At 69.4% G+C, this 16,737-nt stretch carries 10 protein-coding genes; 6 read left to right on the top strand and 4 right to left on the bottom strand.

Annotated elements, in window-relative coordinates; all coding sequences use genetic code 11:
- Positions 1–235: 235 nt before the first annotated feature.
- The 4 genes from LRG07_RS12485 to LRG07_RS12470 form a co-directional block, all read right to left on the bottom strand.
- Entirely contained in the window at positions 236–763 is a 528-nt protein-coding gene (locus LRG07_RS12485) for a type 1 glutamine amidotransferase domain-containing protein (protein WP_201173588.1), read from the bottom strand.
- A gap of 284 nt (positions 764–1,047) precedes the next feature.
- Complete coding sequence (locus tag LRG07_RS12480) at positions 1,048–4,188, bottom strand: helicase-related protein (RefSeq protein WP_238642531.1); 3,141 nt, start codon at positions 4,186–4,188, stop codon at positions 1,048–1,050.
- Positions 4,185–5,975 carry a phospholipase D family protein gene (locus LRG07_RS12475; protein WP_201173580.1) on the bottom strand — a complete coding sequence of 597 codons (1,791 nt, stop codon included), beginning with the start codon at positions 5,973–5,975 and terminating at the stop codon, positions 4,185–4,187. Before LRG07_RS12475 ends, LRG07_RS12480 begins: the two co-directional genes overlap by 4 nt.
- Entirely contained in the window at positions 5,975–7,198 is a 1,224-nt protein-coding gene (locus tag LRG07_RS12470) for a DUF6361 family protein (protein WP_238642529.1), read from the bottom strand. The genes LRG07_RS12475 and LRG07_RS12470 overlap by 1 nt, the downstream gene beginning before the upstream one ends.
- 282 nt (positions 7,199–7,480) lie before the next feature.
- On the opposite strand from LRG07_RS12470, the gene LRG07_RS12465 reads away from it, so the two are divergent.
- The 6 genes from LRG07_RS12465 (at position 7,481) to LRG07_RS12440 (ending at position 16,468) form a co-directional block, all read left to right on the top strand.
- Positions 7,481–9,334, top strand: a complete 1,854-nt coding sequence (locus tag LRG07_RS12465) for an MrcB family domain-containing protein (protein WP_238642527.1) — start codon at positions 7,481–7,483, stop codon at positions 9,332–9,334.
- Positions 9,335–9,337: 3 nt separating this feature from the next.
- The gene (locus LRG07_RS12460; protein WP_238637139.1) at positions 9,338–11,908 is read left to right on the top strand and encodes a DUF2357 domain-containing protein; all 2,571 of its coding nucleotides are present in this window, start codon (positions 9,338–9,340) and stop codon (positions 11,906–11,908) included.
- A gap of 127 nt (positions 11,909–12,035) precedes the next feature.
- The gene (locus LRG07_RS12455; protein WP_238642525.1) at positions 12,036–13,838 is read left to right on the top strand and encodes a methyltransferase domain-containing protein; all 1,803 of its coding nucleotides are present in this window, start codon (positions 12,036–12,038) and stop codon (positions 13,836–13,838) included.
- Positions 13,839–14,333: 495 nt separating this feature from the next.
- Positions 14,334–14,840 (top strand): GNAT family N-acetyltransferase, encoded by a 507-nt coding sequence (locus tag LRG07_RS12450; protein WP_238635497.1) that lies wholly within the window; start codon positions 14,334–14,336, stop codon positions 14,838–14,840.
- 256 nt (positions 14,841–15,096) lie between these two features.
- Entirely contained in the window at positions 15,097–16,278 is a 1,182-nt protein-coding gene (gene chrA, locus LRG07_RS12445; RefSeq protein WP_238635498.1) for a chromate efflux transporter, read from the top strand.
- A 49-nt stretch (positions 16,279–16,327) separates the two neighbouring features.
- Positions 16,328–16,468, top strand: coding sequence for a hypothetical protein (locus LRG07_RS12440; RefSeq protein WP_238635499.1), 141 nt, complete (start codon positions 16,328–16,330; stop codon positions 16,466–16,468).
- Positions 16,469–16,737 lie beyond the last annotated feature (269 nt).

The raw sequence follows: 16,737 nt of genomic DNA, 5'->3' as shown, positions 1-16,737 counted from the left end.
AAGCGTCTTTGAGGTCGTTTGGGCAAACTTTGGCCAGCGGCAAAACTTCGACAAATCAGAACCTTATGAACATCCCTCCACTGATCAGAGGGTTATAAAGGCTTTCTGGCTCGCTTGTGCAGAAGCGCGCCGTCCAGTTACTGCACTCGGCGCGGTTGTCAACCGGACCGGTCCGATTCCTGATCAATACAGGATGTGCCCAATGAACCACGGCGCAGGTCACCGGGCCACCGTGCTATCGCCCCTCGACGACCCTCAGTAAAGCAGCACAGAACGCGGGCAGGTCGTCCGGCCGGCGACTGCTGATGTGCCCCCCATCCACGGCCACCTCCTGATCGACCCAGTGGGCCCCTGCGTTGCGCAAGTCATCGATTAAGGCCGGTGAGCTGGTATAGGTTCGCCCCGCCACCACGCCCGCCGAGATAGTCACCCACGGTCCGTGGCAGATTGAAGCGACCACTTTGCCAGCCTCCGACATGCGAGCCGTCAGCGCTCTGACGATCTCGGACCGGCGCAGCTTGTCGGGTGCCCAACCTCCGGGGATGACCAGCACATCGAATTGCCCCGGGTCGGCATTCGACAACTCGATATCGGCGGTCTGCGGATAGCCATGCTTGCCAAGATAACGCTCCCCAGCCCTGGGCCCGGCAACCGTTACCCCCAGGCCCGCCTCAATGAGGCGGTACTTCGGGTACTGGAGTTCGAGATCCTCGTAGTCCGTATCAACAAGGATCAGGGCATGGCCGCTCGCGTGATGCGTCATGGGAGCCTCCTGCGCGGTTCATTGGCGACATGCCAACCCGCCCCTTGGGCACCAGACAACCCGCTCCGGCTAGGGCAGAAGCGCATGGGGCGCGATCTACCCTGCGCGCTCCCTTCGAGCACCTCCAGGACACACCGCCCACGGCGCTGCTGGTGATGATGACCGACGGCTTCGGGCCGACACCGGTAAAGCCTCCGGCCTATCCGGTGCTCTGGACGCTGACCCGGTGGCGAGCCGGAAGCCGGGGTGGGGGCAAACCCTACGATGTGCGCCGCTAGCGAGATTCAGCTGGGCCGCAAACGAACCGTCCAGCGCTCCAGCTCTTCCCGACTTATCTCCGCCTGCCCCAGTAAGACCAACAGTTCCTCCTGGCGCGGCTGGCCGAAGGCGAGGCGGTACGTGGCCAGCTGGTGCTTGAGGCGCTCGAAGGCGGCCACCTCCCTCGTGTAAGGGAGGGTCGGCACGCGACGCTGAATCCGATAAGGACCGGGCGCGATCCAGTACGGCACCAAGTCGTCGGCGGCATCCTCGCGGGCCCTCTGGTCCGCGACGGCGAAGAGCAACATCCACAGGTCCCGGCCGGGCGCCCAGCCTTCCAAGGCCTGTTCGCGGAAGCGCGCCGCGACGTTGCGGCGCACGGCGTGGCCCTTGTAGCGGTGGATGCGGCCCTCACGCTGCTCCAGGTCCACCGGGTTGCTCGGCAAATTCCAGTGCACCAGCCGGTGGCACCAGGGGTGAAAGTCCAATCCCTCTTGGCCGATGGAGGTGCTGGTGAGCACGAAGGGGCGGAAGGGGCTGTTGAAGGCGGCCCGGACCTCGTCCTGACTGAGCCGCCCCTCCTCGGTGCGCTGGTCGCCGAAGCGCTGGGCGAAGACGGTGCGGATGCGCAGCTCCGACCAGGCCACGCCGCCCCGGCCATCGCACTCCGGGAACTGGACGTGAACGCGCGACGGACGCGGCTCGATATGGGCGGCGAGCTCCTCGGCACAGCTGCGGGCCACCGCCTCCGCCGAGGCGCCCTCGGCCCAGCCGTGCTGCTCCCAGGCCAAGTGCCAGGCCTCGTCCAGGACCGCCTGGAGGTTGCCGGCCACGGCGTACTGCATCACGCGCCGCCAGTAGGCGCCACCCTCCTCACCGCCCCCGCGGCCGTAGAGCTGATGCAGCAGCCCGATGACCGGGGGCCGGTTGAACAGACGCCAGAACGCCATGGCGATCCGGGCCGCCAGGGCGCGGCGGGTAACGTCGTCCAGCCCGGCGCTGCCTAGCGTCCGGGCCGCCACCACTCCCGGGGCGCCGAGCGCCAGGTCCGTGACCAGGTCCACCAGGCCCTCCGGCTGGCGGCCCAGCGAGGCGGTATCGAGCGTCAGCAGGTCCTCGAGGTAGTCGGGGAAGCTCTCCGCCTTGGGCCGCGCCACGTCGTCCGCCCGGGCCGAGCGCCAGTGCTCCAGGAACGCCCGCAGCCCCGAATCGAGGAGCAGCGGCGCCATGTACTGCCAGCGGGGATCCTCCGGCGCCTCCGGATCCCCCACGTCCGCCACCTCGGCCAGCAACTCCGCGACCCGTTCCCGCGCCCACGCTCGTGCATCCCGGCCCGCCAGCGCAGAGAGCGGGTGCACCGCGTCTGCCAGCCGCGTGCTAGGCAGCAGCAGCAACAGCAGCCGGTGGCGGCGCCGGATCTCCTCCTTCGCCGGCAGCTGCAGGAGCTCCTTGGGCTGGTCCTCGTAAGCGGTGCTCTGCCCGGTGAGCATCCGCCGCTCCGCCTCGTAGCTGAGCACGGCGCTGACCACATCGGGAACGAAGTGCCAGGCCGAGAAGAGCAGCGTCTTGGTCCGCTCCTCCTGCCCCGCGAAGGGTCCGTCCAGCGGCCAGTACGGCAGGGAGGGCGGCATCCACAGCAGCCGCCAGAGCCCGGTATCCAGCTGCTCCCGGACCACCTCCCTCAGCTTGGCGTGACCCGGGTCCAGCTGCTCCCAGGAGCGCAGGTCCTCACGGTCGAGGAAGGCGTCGGCGTACCGCGCCAGCACCTCCCGGAGCGCCTCCGGGTCCTGGTCCTGGGCGGTCCGGACCTGCTCGTTGACCTGGTAGCCCTGCATGAAATGCGGCAGGTAGGGGGCCGCCTTCCAGTAGGTCATGGGATCGCGCGCCCCGGCGGAGCGGAACCAGGCCTCGGCGGCCAGGTACTGGCGAACGTCCACAGGCTGGATCTCCAGCTGTCCGCCACCGGAGGAGGCGATCATGGCATCGGCGTCGGCGCTGCCGGCCACCCGCTCGGTGCGCGCCATGATCGCCTTCAGATGCCCCTCCACGGCCGCTCGGGCGCTGGGCACATCGTGGCCCTGACCGGCGGCGGCGCGGCGCAGCTCGGTGCTGAACCGGCCCAGCGCCTCCCGGAGCGCCACCACGCGCCGCTCGTCGTAGTCGAGGAGGAAGCGCGTGGTGGCCAGGAAGTCGGCGTAGTGGTCCTCGCCCTCCGCCTCCGGATCGCGGGTGTAGAACTTGTACGGCGTGGCCGACAGGAGTAGGGTCCGCACCGGCCGGCCGGAGGCCTGGCGCGTCTGCAGCAGCCGCCAGGCGAGCGCGGTGGCCTGCGAGCGGCCGGCCTCGTCCTGGTTGACCAGGTCCTTGAAGCGCTGGAACTCGTCGAGGATGACCAGGCCCGGCTCCAGGGCCTCGATGCAGACCTCCGCCAGGCGGTAGCGCAGGCGCCCGATGAGGCGGTTGCGGGCCTGGCGCGCCTCCTGCGGATAGGCGTCGAGCGCCTGCAGGAACCAGCGCTCGATGGCCGCCTCCAGCTCGCCGAGCAGCGCCGGATCCTCCCTCAGGCGCTCCTGGAAGCGCCGGGTGATCTCCGGCTCCAGCGGCAGCGGCTCCGCCAGCATCCCCCGCCAGCGCCCCGCATCCTGGATCCAGCCCTGGAGCAGGTTCATCAGCCCCTCCCGCCGCGCCACCAGCCGGTCGAGGAGCTGGAAGAGGACCTTGCGCTCCTCCGCCTTGCCGGCGGCATCGCCCATGTTGAAGGACGTCCCCGGCGTGAAGCTGATGAAGTTGACCTTGCGGGCCGCCAGCCCCCCGCCCTGCGCGCCGCCGGCCAGCTCGGTGGCGAGCATGGTCAGCCGCGTGGGCCGGGCCTGGGCGTCCTCGGCCTCGCCGGTCACCTGGAGCTTGGGGAGATTGGAGCGGCCGATGTTCTGGTTGCTGCAAATGTAGAGGACATCGATGCGCTCCTGCCGGTCCCACAGATGATCCAGGGCCCGGGCGACGATGCCGCGCGCCACCAGCGTCTTGCCCAGGCCCACCTCGTCGGCGACGAGGAAGCGGTGGGTGCTGTCCGGCGCCGTGAACAGCCGCTGAAAGGCGTGCTCCACGGTGCGGCGCTGGAAGGTCTTGAGGGGCGCGATGATGGCCTCCGGATCCGGGCGGGTCATCGCCGGGCCTCCCCCTGCAGCGCCTCATCCACGGCCCGCCAGATGGCCCGGACCTGCTCCGGCACCACCGCGCGGCCCTCCTCGTCCGCCATCAGGTCGGTGATCACGTGCCGGACGACGTCCAGCCGCTCCGGATCCCGGGCCGCGGTGCGCAGCAGATCCTCCAGCAGGGTCTCCGCCTCCAGCGCCCGGCCCCGCCCCAGGGAATCGGGATCCGCCGTAGCGCCCTCCCCGACCCCCTCCATGAGCTCGTCCAGGCCGCCGAGCAGGGCGCGGAGGAAGGCGAGGAGGCGCTCCGGGGTGTTGATCACGGTGCGCAGGATGCGGCGCATACGCTCCTCCGGCAGGCCGTGGGCCGGGAGCTTGGCCACCCCGGTGACCGGATCGGCGCCCTCTTCGCCCCGCAGCCGGAAGGCGACGAAGGCGGTCAGCCGCTCCAGCGGCAGGGTCCACGCCGGCTCCGCGGGCCAGGTGCGGGCCTGCTCCAAGGGCAGCGTGACCGGCCAGAGGTCGATGGCCACACCCTCTGGCTCGGGCAGCTCCCCGGCCAACCGCCAGCGCCACTCAGAACCATAGGCCTCGCAGTGGACCGCCAGGTCCGCCTGGAGCAGCTCATCCCGGGCACGCTCCAGGGCCCGTCGCGCCTCGGCCTCGCCGTCCGCCGGCGCCTCCCCGGGCTCGTACGGGGTGCAGAGCTTGTCGAGGCCCGCGCGGAAGCGGTCGATGCCCACGCCGTGCTCGGCCTCGGCGGAGCCGGCCTCCCCGGCCAGGCTGGCCAGGACCTCGACATTGCGGCCGCTGAGGGCGGCGTGGGTGAGGTTCGCGGAGCCGACCCACCAGTGGGCGCGGCCGCCACGCTCGGCGGCGATGAGCTTGGCGTGGAGCCCGGCGGGCCGGCGGCCTGTGTCCTCCTGCGGCTCCTCCAGGGCCGTCTCCTGGAGGACCTGGACGTCCTCCCAAGGCGCCAGGGTGCCCTCGGGCAGCGCGTCCAGGGCCTCGTCGCAGCCGATCAGGGCCAGCGAGCCGGCGCCGCTCGCCGCCAGGGTGTCGAGGCCATGCCGGTCCACGAACGGCGCTACGGCGAGCACGCGGTCGGCCTCGGTGACCGGCCGCCACGGCGCCCCACCCGGGCCCCCGAGGCCGAGGACATGGAAGTTGATGGCGCCATCAAAGCCCTCCGGCGCCGGGAAGCGGGTGCGGCCCAGCTCCTCGGCGAGGCTCGCCTGGCCCTCCGTCAGCGGGCGCGCGAGCGGCTGGACCGCCAGCCCTGGCAGATCGCGGACCAGCGCAGCGAGGGGCTCCGAGCCCGGCTCGGCCTCCGCCCCCGGCTCGGCCTCGCTGACCAGGGCGACGTCCCAGGAGCGGTCGAAGGTGAGGTTGCGGGAGGCGACGGCGACACGCAGCAGGACCCGGCCGTCCTGCTCCCCGGTGAAACGCGCCACCCACACCTTGGGGTGGAAGACGCCCTGGCCCGGGGCGCGCACCGGGTGGACGCTGGCCTCCAGGGCGGCGTAGAGCTCGCGCTGCACCCGTGGCAGGGCGATGCCGGACGCGTCGACGAAGACCTGCACCCGGCCGGAGGCCTCGCGCAGCGCCTCGAGGAGCAGCAGCGGATCCTCCAGCAGCTCCTCCACGCCCCGGTCGGACTGCGCCAGCACGGCCAGCGGCAGCGCCAGGACCACCTCCAGGTCCAGGCTGTAGCTGGTCAGCACCGTGCGGTCCAGGGTGTAGCCGGCGGGCGGGCGCAGGACCTCGGTGGCCACCTGGCGGGCGTCGGGCGAGAGCATCAGCGCCCCAGCCCCTCGTGGAGATCCGCCAGCAGCCTGCGGACGTCGGGCCAGCGATAATCGAGCCGGCCCAGGCCGGCGCTGCCCCGCCACTGGTCCAGGCGGTTGGTGTTGACGACCCGGGCCCGTGGCCCCTTGAGCGCCCGCTCGCGCGAGGCGATAAGCTCCCGGAGCCGCTGGCTGTCCGCAACCGCCGCCGCGCCGTGGCTGTTGATGACCTCGGACCAACTCTCGACGAAGCGCCTGAGAGGCTGCCGGAGGACGACCCGGTGCCGGGCGGCCTGCGCCCACAGCGCCTGGGGGTCGAACGGCGTCTCCTCGGCCTCCTGGCCGGCCCACACCGCCAAGCGTTCGCGGTAGGTGTCGATGTGGCCCTGGTCCACGCCCTGGGGATCGCCGTGGCGGTCCCGCCGGAGCTCGGCGAGCTGGAGGTTGTAGAGCAGCGTGGCCCCCTCCACGTGCAGGGAGAAGCGGCGCGCCGCCGCCACCAGCTGCTGCAGGTGCTCAGGCGCCTGGCCCACCTCTGGCACTTCCCATGAAAATTGGGTGTCGACGAGCCCGGCGTTGCCCTCACGGGCGAGATAGGCCAGCAGGCTATCGGGGACGGCGCACTCGATGCGGTCCCGCAGGAACGCCGCCTCCTCGCCGGTCAGGGCGAACGTGGTGGCCTGGAGCCAGTCCTCGGGCGGCTCGGGCAGCTGCGGGTGCCAGGTGCGGACCGGCTCCTCCGCCTCCAGGGGCTCGTCCGCCGTGCGCTCGCGGCGACCGGCCAGCCTGTGGAAGCGATGGTGGTACCACCCCTGGCTTTGGCGGGGGCAGAAGAGGCCCCACCGCGCCAGCGCCGACCAGTACGCCTGGCTCGGCAGGCGGGCCAGCCGCTCCCGGGCGTGGCCGCCGATGACACCCTCCTCCTCCCCGCCGCTGCGGAGCGCGTCGATGACGCGGATCTCCTGCTCGCGCGCCTCGGCGTCAATGTCCTGGACCTGCCGGTGCCGCGCCTCGAGCCGCCGATAGACCCACGGGATGAAGAGCACGTAGCGCAGCCGCGTGTGCAGCGTGGACGTGCCGGGGAACAGCGTATCCGAGAAGAAGTCCCGGACGGTGCCCAAGCCCAGCTCGTCCACGGTGCCTTGCTCCTCAAAGAGGTCGAGGATCTGCCGGACCTGATTACGGTCGGTGCTGGTGAGGTCGAGCCAGGTGAGGGTGGCCGCAACTGGACTCATGAGCAATTCCCCAGGGTCATCCTATGACCATCGAACGCAATTGTATCCCTTTGCCTCTCCGGTGCCGCCTAACGGAAGTAGTGCGCCGAAGACCACGGCGCCATCTTATAGTCTTCGCGTCCGTTGTCACGAGCCACACGCGAACATCAGCGTCCAAGAGCCCACCAGCTTTCCGCTATGAGACCAGGCTCTACGCCTAAAACGGCTTACAGCTGGCCTTCCTGGTACGATCAGACCGCAGGAGCAGAGGTCACACACACAACGCAGAAAAGCTTGGATATCATGGCCACCCCGCCGTACCCACCTACCAGCCTTCAAGAATTTCTCGCCACCATCCTGGCCAACTACAACAACGCCCGGAAGAGCGAGTCTTTCGGCAAGGAGCATCCGGTCTGGCAGGCGTTCGAGCAGCTGCAGCGGCTCCTCGAGGCGCACCCGGTCGTCCAGCAGCACCCCTCGGTCCAGATCACTTGGTCGGTGGGCCGCGGCAACTGGGCGCGGGTGCCGTGGCTGGCATTCCTCGACGAGCGGGAGACGAACACCACGCAGCACGGTGTCTACGTCGTCTACCTCTTCCGGGAGGATATGAGCGGGGTCTATCTGACCTTCAATCAGGGGGTGACCGATCTCCAGCGGCAACACGGCACGCAGGAGGCCCGCTCGGTCCTGAGACGCCGCGCCGGGCAACTCGCGGAGCTCCTGCCTGAGACCGCATCGGCTTTCCGGACCGATAGCACCATCGACTTGCGCACCCAGGGCAACCTCGGCAAGGCCTACGAGCACTCCACCATCGCCTATAGGCTCTACGAGGCGGGCGACCTGCCGGACGACGAGGTCCTCTTCGCCGACTTGGAGGCGCTCTTGGACGCCTACGAGGCCTACATGAGCTCCGACCTGCGCCGCACCCTGGTGGAGAGCCCGGCGGAGCCTGCCACGACGGAGGATCCAGACCCTCCACCTCAGCCAAGCACCCACTTCGAGCTAGCCACCGGTTTCCAGGAGCTGCGCGACCGGATCCAGGCCGAAGGCTTCATCTTCCCCGACTGGCAGCTGGCGCAGTACGTGACGGCCCTGCGCACCAAGCCGTTCGTCATCCTCGCCGGCATCACCGGCACCGGCAAATCCAAGCTGCCCCGCCTGGTAGCGGAGTACACCGGCGGCAGCGCCGAACTCATCCCCGTCCGGCCGGACTGGACCGACAGCGCCGACGTCCTCGGCTACACCGACCTGCAGGGCACCTTCCGGCCGGGGGCGCTGCTGGAGGTCGCCCACCGTGCCATGGGGGCCGACGACGCCCACGAGGTCGCGATCCTCGACGAGATGAACCTTGCACGCGTGGAGCACTACTTCGCGGAGGTCCTCAGCCGCATCGAGGACCGCCGCCCCGCCGCCGGGGGTGGCTACGCCAGCACCCCGCTCCTTCAGGGGACGCTTCCGGCACACGATGCCGAGTGGCAGCAAGTCCACCTGCCGGCCAACCTGGCCCTGGTGGGGACGGTCAACATGGACGAGAGCGCGCACGGCTTCTCCCGCAAAGTCCTGGACCGCGCCTTCACCCTGGAGCTCTCCGAGGTGGCGCTCGAGCGCTGGGCGCCTGAGGCCCAGGGCGAGGCCCCGCACCCCCAGCCGTGGCCGGTCAGCGCCTGGCAGCCGCGGGCCGCCCGCCTCGCCGATCTGGATGGCCTGACCGCGGCGGAGCGGCACCGGATCCAGGAGGCCATCGACGAGCTGGTCGCGCTCAACCGCATCCTCGCCCAGGCCCAGCTCCAGGTCGGCTACCGCACCCGCGACGAGCTCGCGCTCTTCGTCCTGCACGCCGAGGCCCTCCGCTCCTTCTTCCGCAACGGAGAGGACGAGCCGGTGGAGCCTCTCGACTTGGCCCTACAGATGAAGATCCTGCCGCGCATCGTTGGCGGCAGCGCCAGCATCCAGCGGGTCCTGATTGGCATCCTCGGCTGGGCTTATCGTGGCACGCCATGGACCGAGGAGGAGGACGCCCGCGACCTCCTGGAGCGTTGGGCGGAGACCGGCCGGCCCGGCCGGATCGCCGGCGCCCGCTACCCGGGGCTCGCGGCACGGGCGTGCCTGATGTGGGACCGGCTGACGGCCGAAGGCTTCACCTCGTACTGGCTCTGAGCTGTGGCCGAGCTCTTCCGCATCGAGACGGACCGCGTGACGCTCATCCTCAGCGGCCCCTTGCCGGAGCACGCCAAGGGGCCGACGGGGGCGTTGCGGATCTGGCCCCAGCGGCGGGACCTCACCCTGAGACCAGGCACGGCGCGCGCCGGCGTATCGGACGCCGTAGCGCGGGACCCGGCGGAGACCGCGGGCCCACCCCTGCACGAGGAGACGGCCTACGACCTGTGGCTCAGCAGCTACCACGGCGAGCGCGTCGAACTCAGCCACCGCGATCCCGCGCTCCTCACTCATCTCCACGCCGCACCCGGCAGGGCGCAGGCCTACGGCCATATCAACTTCGGCGGCCAGGTCGGGCTGAGCCGCTTCAGTGTCCGGGTCGACGGCAAGCCGGAGCTCGACCTGGAGGTGGAGGTCTTCCCGACGAAAATGGCCTACCGCGCCGACTACGTCGCCATGCGCGAGGAGGTCCACGCCTTCGCCGCCGGGCTGGCGCTGGAGTACCTGCGCGCCACCCACTACGGCAGCGCCACCGCGCGCCACCGCCCCAGCGGCCGGCTGGAGTGGCTGGCCCTGCTCCGGCACCTTGTGGGCCAGCTGGAACAGGCCCTGCATCACGTCGCGCAACACCCGGTGCGCAGCCTGCAGCGCCGGGACCGTCCGGTTCGTGCCGAGGCGGTGCGTCGGCCGGATAACCGGGTGCGCCGGGCCTTGCGAACCGGCCGCGGCCAAGGCGGTTGGGCAGGCCAGGTCCAGGGAGGCCTACCAGCCCGACAGCGCGTGCCGGAGCAGCGCCCCGTGCCCTCGCTGGATACCCCGGAGCACCGTTGGCTGGCACAGCAGCTGCGGCGGATCCGTCAGCAGCTGGCCCAGATCGTCCAGGACGAGCGCCATCGGCAGCGCCAGGGCCATCACGCGGGCTCCGGCGGCGCCCAGCGCGACTGCCAGGCCCTGGCCGAGCTCGCGGCGCTGGAGCGTCGCATCGCCACCCTGGAGCGCCTGGAGCCACTCGCCGAGGCCGGCGGCCCACCCCCGCCCGGGTTTGCCTCCCTCCGGCTGCAGGGATCACCGGGCTACAAAGAGGCCTACCAGGTCCTGCTCACCCTGCGCCAAGGCATCAGCATCCGCGGTGGACCAATGGAGCTCTCGGTCAAGGACATCCATCAGCTCTATGAGTACTGGTGCTTCCTGGCCCTGCTGCGCACCGTCGCCGAGGTGCTCGAGCAGCCCATCCCGCCCGAGCGGCTCCTGACCGTACAGGCGGACGGCCTGAGAGTGCGCCTGGCCCGGGGCCGCAAGCATACGGTGCCCTTTGACCTCCCGGGCGAACGCCGCCTGGAGGTGGTCTATAACCCGAGTTTCCGGGACGGGGGCACTTTCCTCCCCCAGCAACCGGATTTCGCCCTGACGCTCAGGGATCCGGCGTGGCCTACAGTGCGTCTGGTCCTAGACGCCAAGTACCGGGTCGAAGACGATGCCGCGACCCGCGAGCGCCTCGGCGCCGCCAGCCCGCCTGCCGACGCCGTCAACGTCCTCCACCGCTACCGTGATGCCATCCTGGAGCAGGAGGGCTCAGGCGCAGGCCACCCCTTAGGAGCGGAGCGCTCGGGCATTGGGGGCTCTGCCGACCAGGGTCGCCCGACGGCGCAGCGGACCGTGATTGAGGGGGCTGCTCTCTACCCGCTCGATGCGGACGGAGCGGCGGACTTCGGCCAGACGCGCCTTTGGCAGGGCCTGGAGCGCCTTGGGGTCGGCGCCCTACCCTTCCTGCCCGGCTCCACCCACTGGGTCCGGCAGTGGCTGCACCACGTACTCCAGCGCTCCGGCTGGCGCACGGCAGAGGCCGTTGTCCCCCACAGCGCGGAGCGCCAGCGCCACGCTTGGCACCGGCTTGCGGCGGAGGTGGTGCTGGTTGCGGTCCTGCGCCCGCAGGAAGAGCGGGCGCACCTCGACTGGATCGCCCGCGCCCAGCGCTACTACACGCCGTGGACGCCCAGCCAGGCGCGCCAGCATCAGGCCGGGATCGTGGCCTTCTACACGCCCGCCTCGGTACGGCCTGGGGACGAGCCGGGGGCGGTCATCCACTGGGCGGAAGTGACGGGCATCGAGGTCCTTCCCCGCGAGCAGATCGCTACGCCCTGGCCTACCCGGCGGGGCGCTGACAAGCTGCAGGTGCTCTACCACCTGGGGCCGCTCCAGGCGCTGGAGGCACCGATCATCAACCGCGACGGTGGTCGCGGGCAGCGCTTCTCCACCAACCGTTGGTCTTCCCGGCTCGCCTTCCAGCGCGCCCGCAACATTACCGAGCTCCTCCTGGAGTCTGCCCCGGAATGGGCCCTGTACGAGGCGCTTCGGGCGCGGGGCGCCGATCTCGAGCTCCGGGCCTTGCCGCCGCGGGATCCCGCCGCCGCGGGCCGGCGCGCTCGGGTCGCCTTCCACGTCGCGGGACGCCGGGCGCACTACCTCGACGGCGAGCGCTTTGAGGTGGTGGGGTCCAACGGCAGCCGGCGGGAGCTGCCCCGTGAGGCTGCGGCAGAAGCACTGATAGGCGCGCGGGAAGATGGCCCACTCTAAGGCGGTTTCCCTGGAACCCATGGAAAAATCTGTGGAAGACGAACGCACTCGCGACGACATGCGGCGGCTCATGGCACATTGATTAGAGTACGGAGAGCCGAACCGGCCTTGAGGAGCCACCCCCAGCATGCAGGACAGCAAGCAGGACCCGGCGATCCGCTGGTACCACGAGCGCGCCGAGCATGTTGCGGACGACTATGAGTCCCTCTCCTTCCCGGACGTCCACAACTGGCTCATCTACCGTCTGCCACCTGGTGGCGATAGCACTGTCCTGGACGTCGGCGCCGGCTCCGGGCGTGATGCCGCCTGGCTCGCCGAGCGCGGCCACGAGGTGGTTGCCGTCGAGCCAGCAGCAGCCCTGCGCGGCGAGGCCGCCCGTCGCCACCCCCACCCGCGCATCCGCTGGCTTGACGACCAGCTCCCCGGGCTCGAGGACGTCCACCGCCTAGGCCTGTGCTTCGATGCCATCCTGCTCAGCGCAGTCTGGATGCACGTACCGGAGGGGCAACGCGCCCGCGCCTTCCGCAAACTCATTACCCTGCTCAAGCCGGGCGGGCTGCTGGCCTTCACGCTGCGCCTGGGCCCCGAGGCCCCGGAGCGCGGCCTGCGTGCAGTCTCGGTAGCCGAACTCCGTCAGCTCGCCGCGGGACACGGTGCGTACGTCGAGCACGTCGGCGAGAGCGCCGATGCCCTGGGCCGTCCGGAGGTCTCCTGGGCCGAGGTGGCCATCCGACTACCGGACGACGGCACCGGGGCACTGCCCCTGCTGCGGCACATCATCCTGAACGACGAAAAGAGCGCCACTTACAAGCTGGCGCTGCTGCGCTGTGCGTGTCGCGCCGCCGATGGCATGGACGGGCTGGCGCGGTCACCCGGTGATGACGATGACGGGGACGGCCGCGTCGAACTACCACTGGGCCTTGTGGCAATGATCTGGGTCCGGCTCTTCCTGCCGCTGGTCCGTCAGCGCCTGCCGCAGCTGCCACGCCACGACGGTACGCCGCGTGGCCTCGGGTTTGCCGGCGACGGATTTCGCAAGCTCCTCGACCTCGACGTGGCGCCCGAGGAATTGCGCATCGGCGTGCGCTTCTCCGATGATCGGGCGCGGGCGCTGTCCATGGCACTGCGCGAGGCAGCCGAAACCATCCGCAATATGCCCGCCCACTACACGACCTTTCCGGGCGGCGACCAAGTCTTCCACGCCCGCCGCGCTCGCCCGAGCCGCGCGCAGGACGAGGCCATCATCGATGCCCCGTTCCTCTGGCAGTATGGCGTCTTCCGGATACCTTTGGAGCTTTGGCGAGCCCTGCAGCGATTCAGTGTTTGGGTGGAGCCGGCGCTGATCACCGAATGGAAGCGCCTGATGGCCGACTATGCCGACCGGCAAGGGCGGCAGTTGGCACCGGCCGTGATGGAACACGCCCTCGACTGGCGTGAGCCGCAACGAGATGTTCGTCTTGCCCGCGAACGCATCGAGGCGCTGCGCGAGGCTGGCGAACCAATCCACTGTGTCTGGAGCGGTCGGCTTCTCAGGCAGAGCGCCTTCGAGGTCGACCACTGCATTCCCTGGGCGGCATGGCCCTGCGATGACCTCTGGAACCTGGTGCCAGCCACCCCGCAGGTCAATGGCAACAAAGGGGCAAGACTTCCGGACGCGGCGACCCTTCAGGATGCGGAGGACCGTTTGAAGCGCTGGTGGGAGCGCGCCTGGCAAAGCGCACCAGAAACGACCATCGCGGAGCGTTTCCGGCGCGAGGCCGCCGCGACGCTACCCGGACTGAGGGATGATCAGTCGCATGATCTGGACAGCGTTTTCTCCGCCCTGGATCTGCGCCGCATCCGGCTCAAGCAGGATCAGCAGGTTCCGGAGTGGTGCTATCGAACCTATCCGAAGCCAACGGCTTCAGGTGGCGGCCGTAGCCCTGACTGAGCCTATCCACAAAACCTGTGGAAAACTCTGTGAAGAAAGGCGCGCCGCTGGCGGCGATTAGCGGCTTCGAGGTCGATTGGACAGAGATTATCCAGCCCGCACTAAGCGGCGAATCAACAGGTTATGAACACCGCCACGGCGATCAAGCAGTTAGCAGCGTCAACCGGCGGGCCTGTGCAGAAAACGTATCGTTGAGGCAAGGGCGGATGGGGGTTGACTCCACACCGCACACGATACGGAACATCCCTACACTTTGGCCTTCGCCGACGACCTGAGCCGAGACGACCTCGTCCGTATTCTCCGAGACCTCCCACCGGGGCATCCGCTGGAGCAGCCACTGCTGGTGTATGCCACTGCTGGTGTATATTGCCAGGGTGTATCGGAACATCGCGGAGGCGGAGGTCCGCCATGCTCTCGAGCAAACTCGACCGGATCCTAGACGCCGACCGAGTCGAAGACGTTTTCGCCGATAACTAGCACCCAGCACCAAAACCCGTGACCGACCCAGCCGGCGAACTCACTATCCGACCGTTTGTCGATGACGACTGGCCTCAGGTCTGGGCCGTCATCGAGCCCGTCCTGCGCGCCGGGGAAACCTTCCCGTTCTCACCGGAACTCGACGAGGAGCAGGCCTACCACTTGTGGGTGACAATACCCACCGCCACCTGGATCGCCGAGGACGAGCACCTAGGCCTGGTCGGCTCCTACTACCTCAAGCCCAATCAGCCGCGCCTTGGCGACCATGTCTGCAACTGCGGCTACATCGTCGCCGAGCCCGCCCGCGGACGAGGCATCGGTGGAGCGCTTTGCCGTCACTCCCAGCGCATGGCACCGCAGTTCGGGTTCCGAGCCATGCAGTATAATCTGGTCGTCGCCACCAACGAGTCGGCCATCCGCACCTGGCAGCGCAACGGCATGACGGTGGTCGGCCGCCTGCCCGGCGCCTTCCGCCATCCGATTCACGGTCACGTCGACGCGCTGATCATGTATCGCTCGCTTTGATCGCCCGACTGATCAACCTGACACCCCCCGCCCTGAGGAAGTGCCTATCTACCATCGGAGGGAGTAGACCGATGCGTTCCTTCAAAGCAACCTTGAGCGTCATGGTGCTCAGCTTGGCCCAGGGTAGAAAGCGGTGACACGCACTGGTTCACCGAAGCGCAGATCCTCGATCCCCCGACCAATCTCCAGCTGCTCTGGGTCTTCGATAGCAAAGAGATCCAAGGACGAGGCGAACGCGGAGCAGCCGCAGGCACCAATGGCCGGATCCACCCGTGAGGTCTTCACCGCTTTCCTGCGGCTCGGCGTAACAGCGTTCGGCGGGCCCATCGCCCATCTCGGCTACTTCCGCACGGAGTTCGTTGAGCGGCGACGCTGGCTCACCGACGAGCAGTACGCCCAGCTCATGGCGCTGTGCCAATTCCTGCCCGGGCCGGCGAGCAGTCAGCTTGGCTTCGCCCTGGGCATCCTGCGTGCCGGCTGGCCGGGCGGCATCGCCGCTTTCATCGCATTCACCCTGCCCTCTGCGCTGCTCCTGCTCGCCCTGGCCGGTGTGTACCCGTACCTCGAGGGGCCGTGGGCAGAGGGCGCCCTGAGTGGGCTCAAGCTTGTCGCCGTGACCATCGTCGCCCATGCCGTGCTGGGTATGGGCCGGCAGCTCTGCCCAGACGCGCCGCGCATCCTGATCGCCGGATCCTCCGGCGCCATCCTTCTGCTTGCCGGAAGCGCCTGGATGCAACTCCTGGTGGTCGCTGCCGGCGGGCTCGCGGGGTTGTGGCTGTGCCGGCAGGTCGCCTCCCCTGAGCCGGGGATGTGGTCGCTGCGCTACGGACCTCGGACTGGACTGATGCTGGTCGGCGCCTTCGCTGTCCTGCTAATCGGACTGCCGCTCCTGGCCCTGGCGGGCGGCCTGTGGCCGCTTGTCGAGGCGTTCTACCGGGCTGGCGCCCTCGTCTTCGGTGGTGGCCACGTCGTACTGCCCCTCCTCCAGGAGAGCGTGGTGGCAACGGGCTGGGTCGAGAGCGAAGACTTCCTCGCCGGCTACGGGGCGGCGCAGGCGATCCCCGGACCGATGTTCACCTTCGCCGCCTACCTCGGCGCCCTGGCCGCCGAGAACGCCCTCCTCGGCGGCACCCTGGCGCTGCTCGCCATCTTCCTACCCGGACTCCTCCTGATCGCCGGCCTGCTGCCGCTCTGGGAGCGCCTTGCGGGGATTCACGGCGCAGGTGCGGTCATCGCGGGGGTGAACGCCGCCGTCGTCGGGCTCCTGGCTGCAGCCCTCTACGACCCGATCGGGCTGCAAGGGATCGAAACGCACGTCGATGCCGCCATTGCGTTGATAGGCTTCAGCCTCCTGGCGACCGGCCGCGTCTCCGCTATCTGGGTCGTGCTCTGGTGCGTGACGGCAAGCGTTGCGACCAAACTAGTACTACCCGCCTGAATCCACCGAGCGGTTGGCAACGTCCTCTAAAGCCGCAGGCCAACCCATCATGAGCTACCTCAAGCTTGTTCTCGTCGCTGCCACCGCTGCCATCGTGGCGCTGTTCTTTGCCTTCGATGCGCAGCACTACCTCACCCTCGACTACCTCCAAGCCCAGCGGGCGGCCTTCCAGGCCCTGTCCGCCGAGTAGCAGGCACTCACCTCAGGCGCGCTCTTCCTGCTTTATGTGGCGGTGATCGGCAGCACCGTGAGGGCGAATGGTGACCCTGGCGGAAGAAGGCGCACGCATCGGAGACGGTACTGCGGTGGCTGGGGCGCTATCACGCCTGGCGTCGGGGTGACCGCGGCGACGTTTGACACGCCCGACAGGCATACCTATTCTCAACACTACAATAGATTACTTTACGCGAATCCTCGGCACTGGAGACACCTGCGATGACCGATCTCGAGACCGACGTA

It is taken from the genome of Halorhodospira sp. 9622 (assembly GCF_022228025.1).
GTDB classification, from domain to species: domain Bacteria; phylum Pseudomonadota; class Gammaproteobacteria; order Nitrococcales; family Halorhodospiraceae; genus Halorhodospira; species Halorhodospira halophila_A.
The sequence above is the reverse complement of the archived record's forward strand: the minus strand, read 5'-3'. Positions and strand labels throughout refer to the sequence as shown.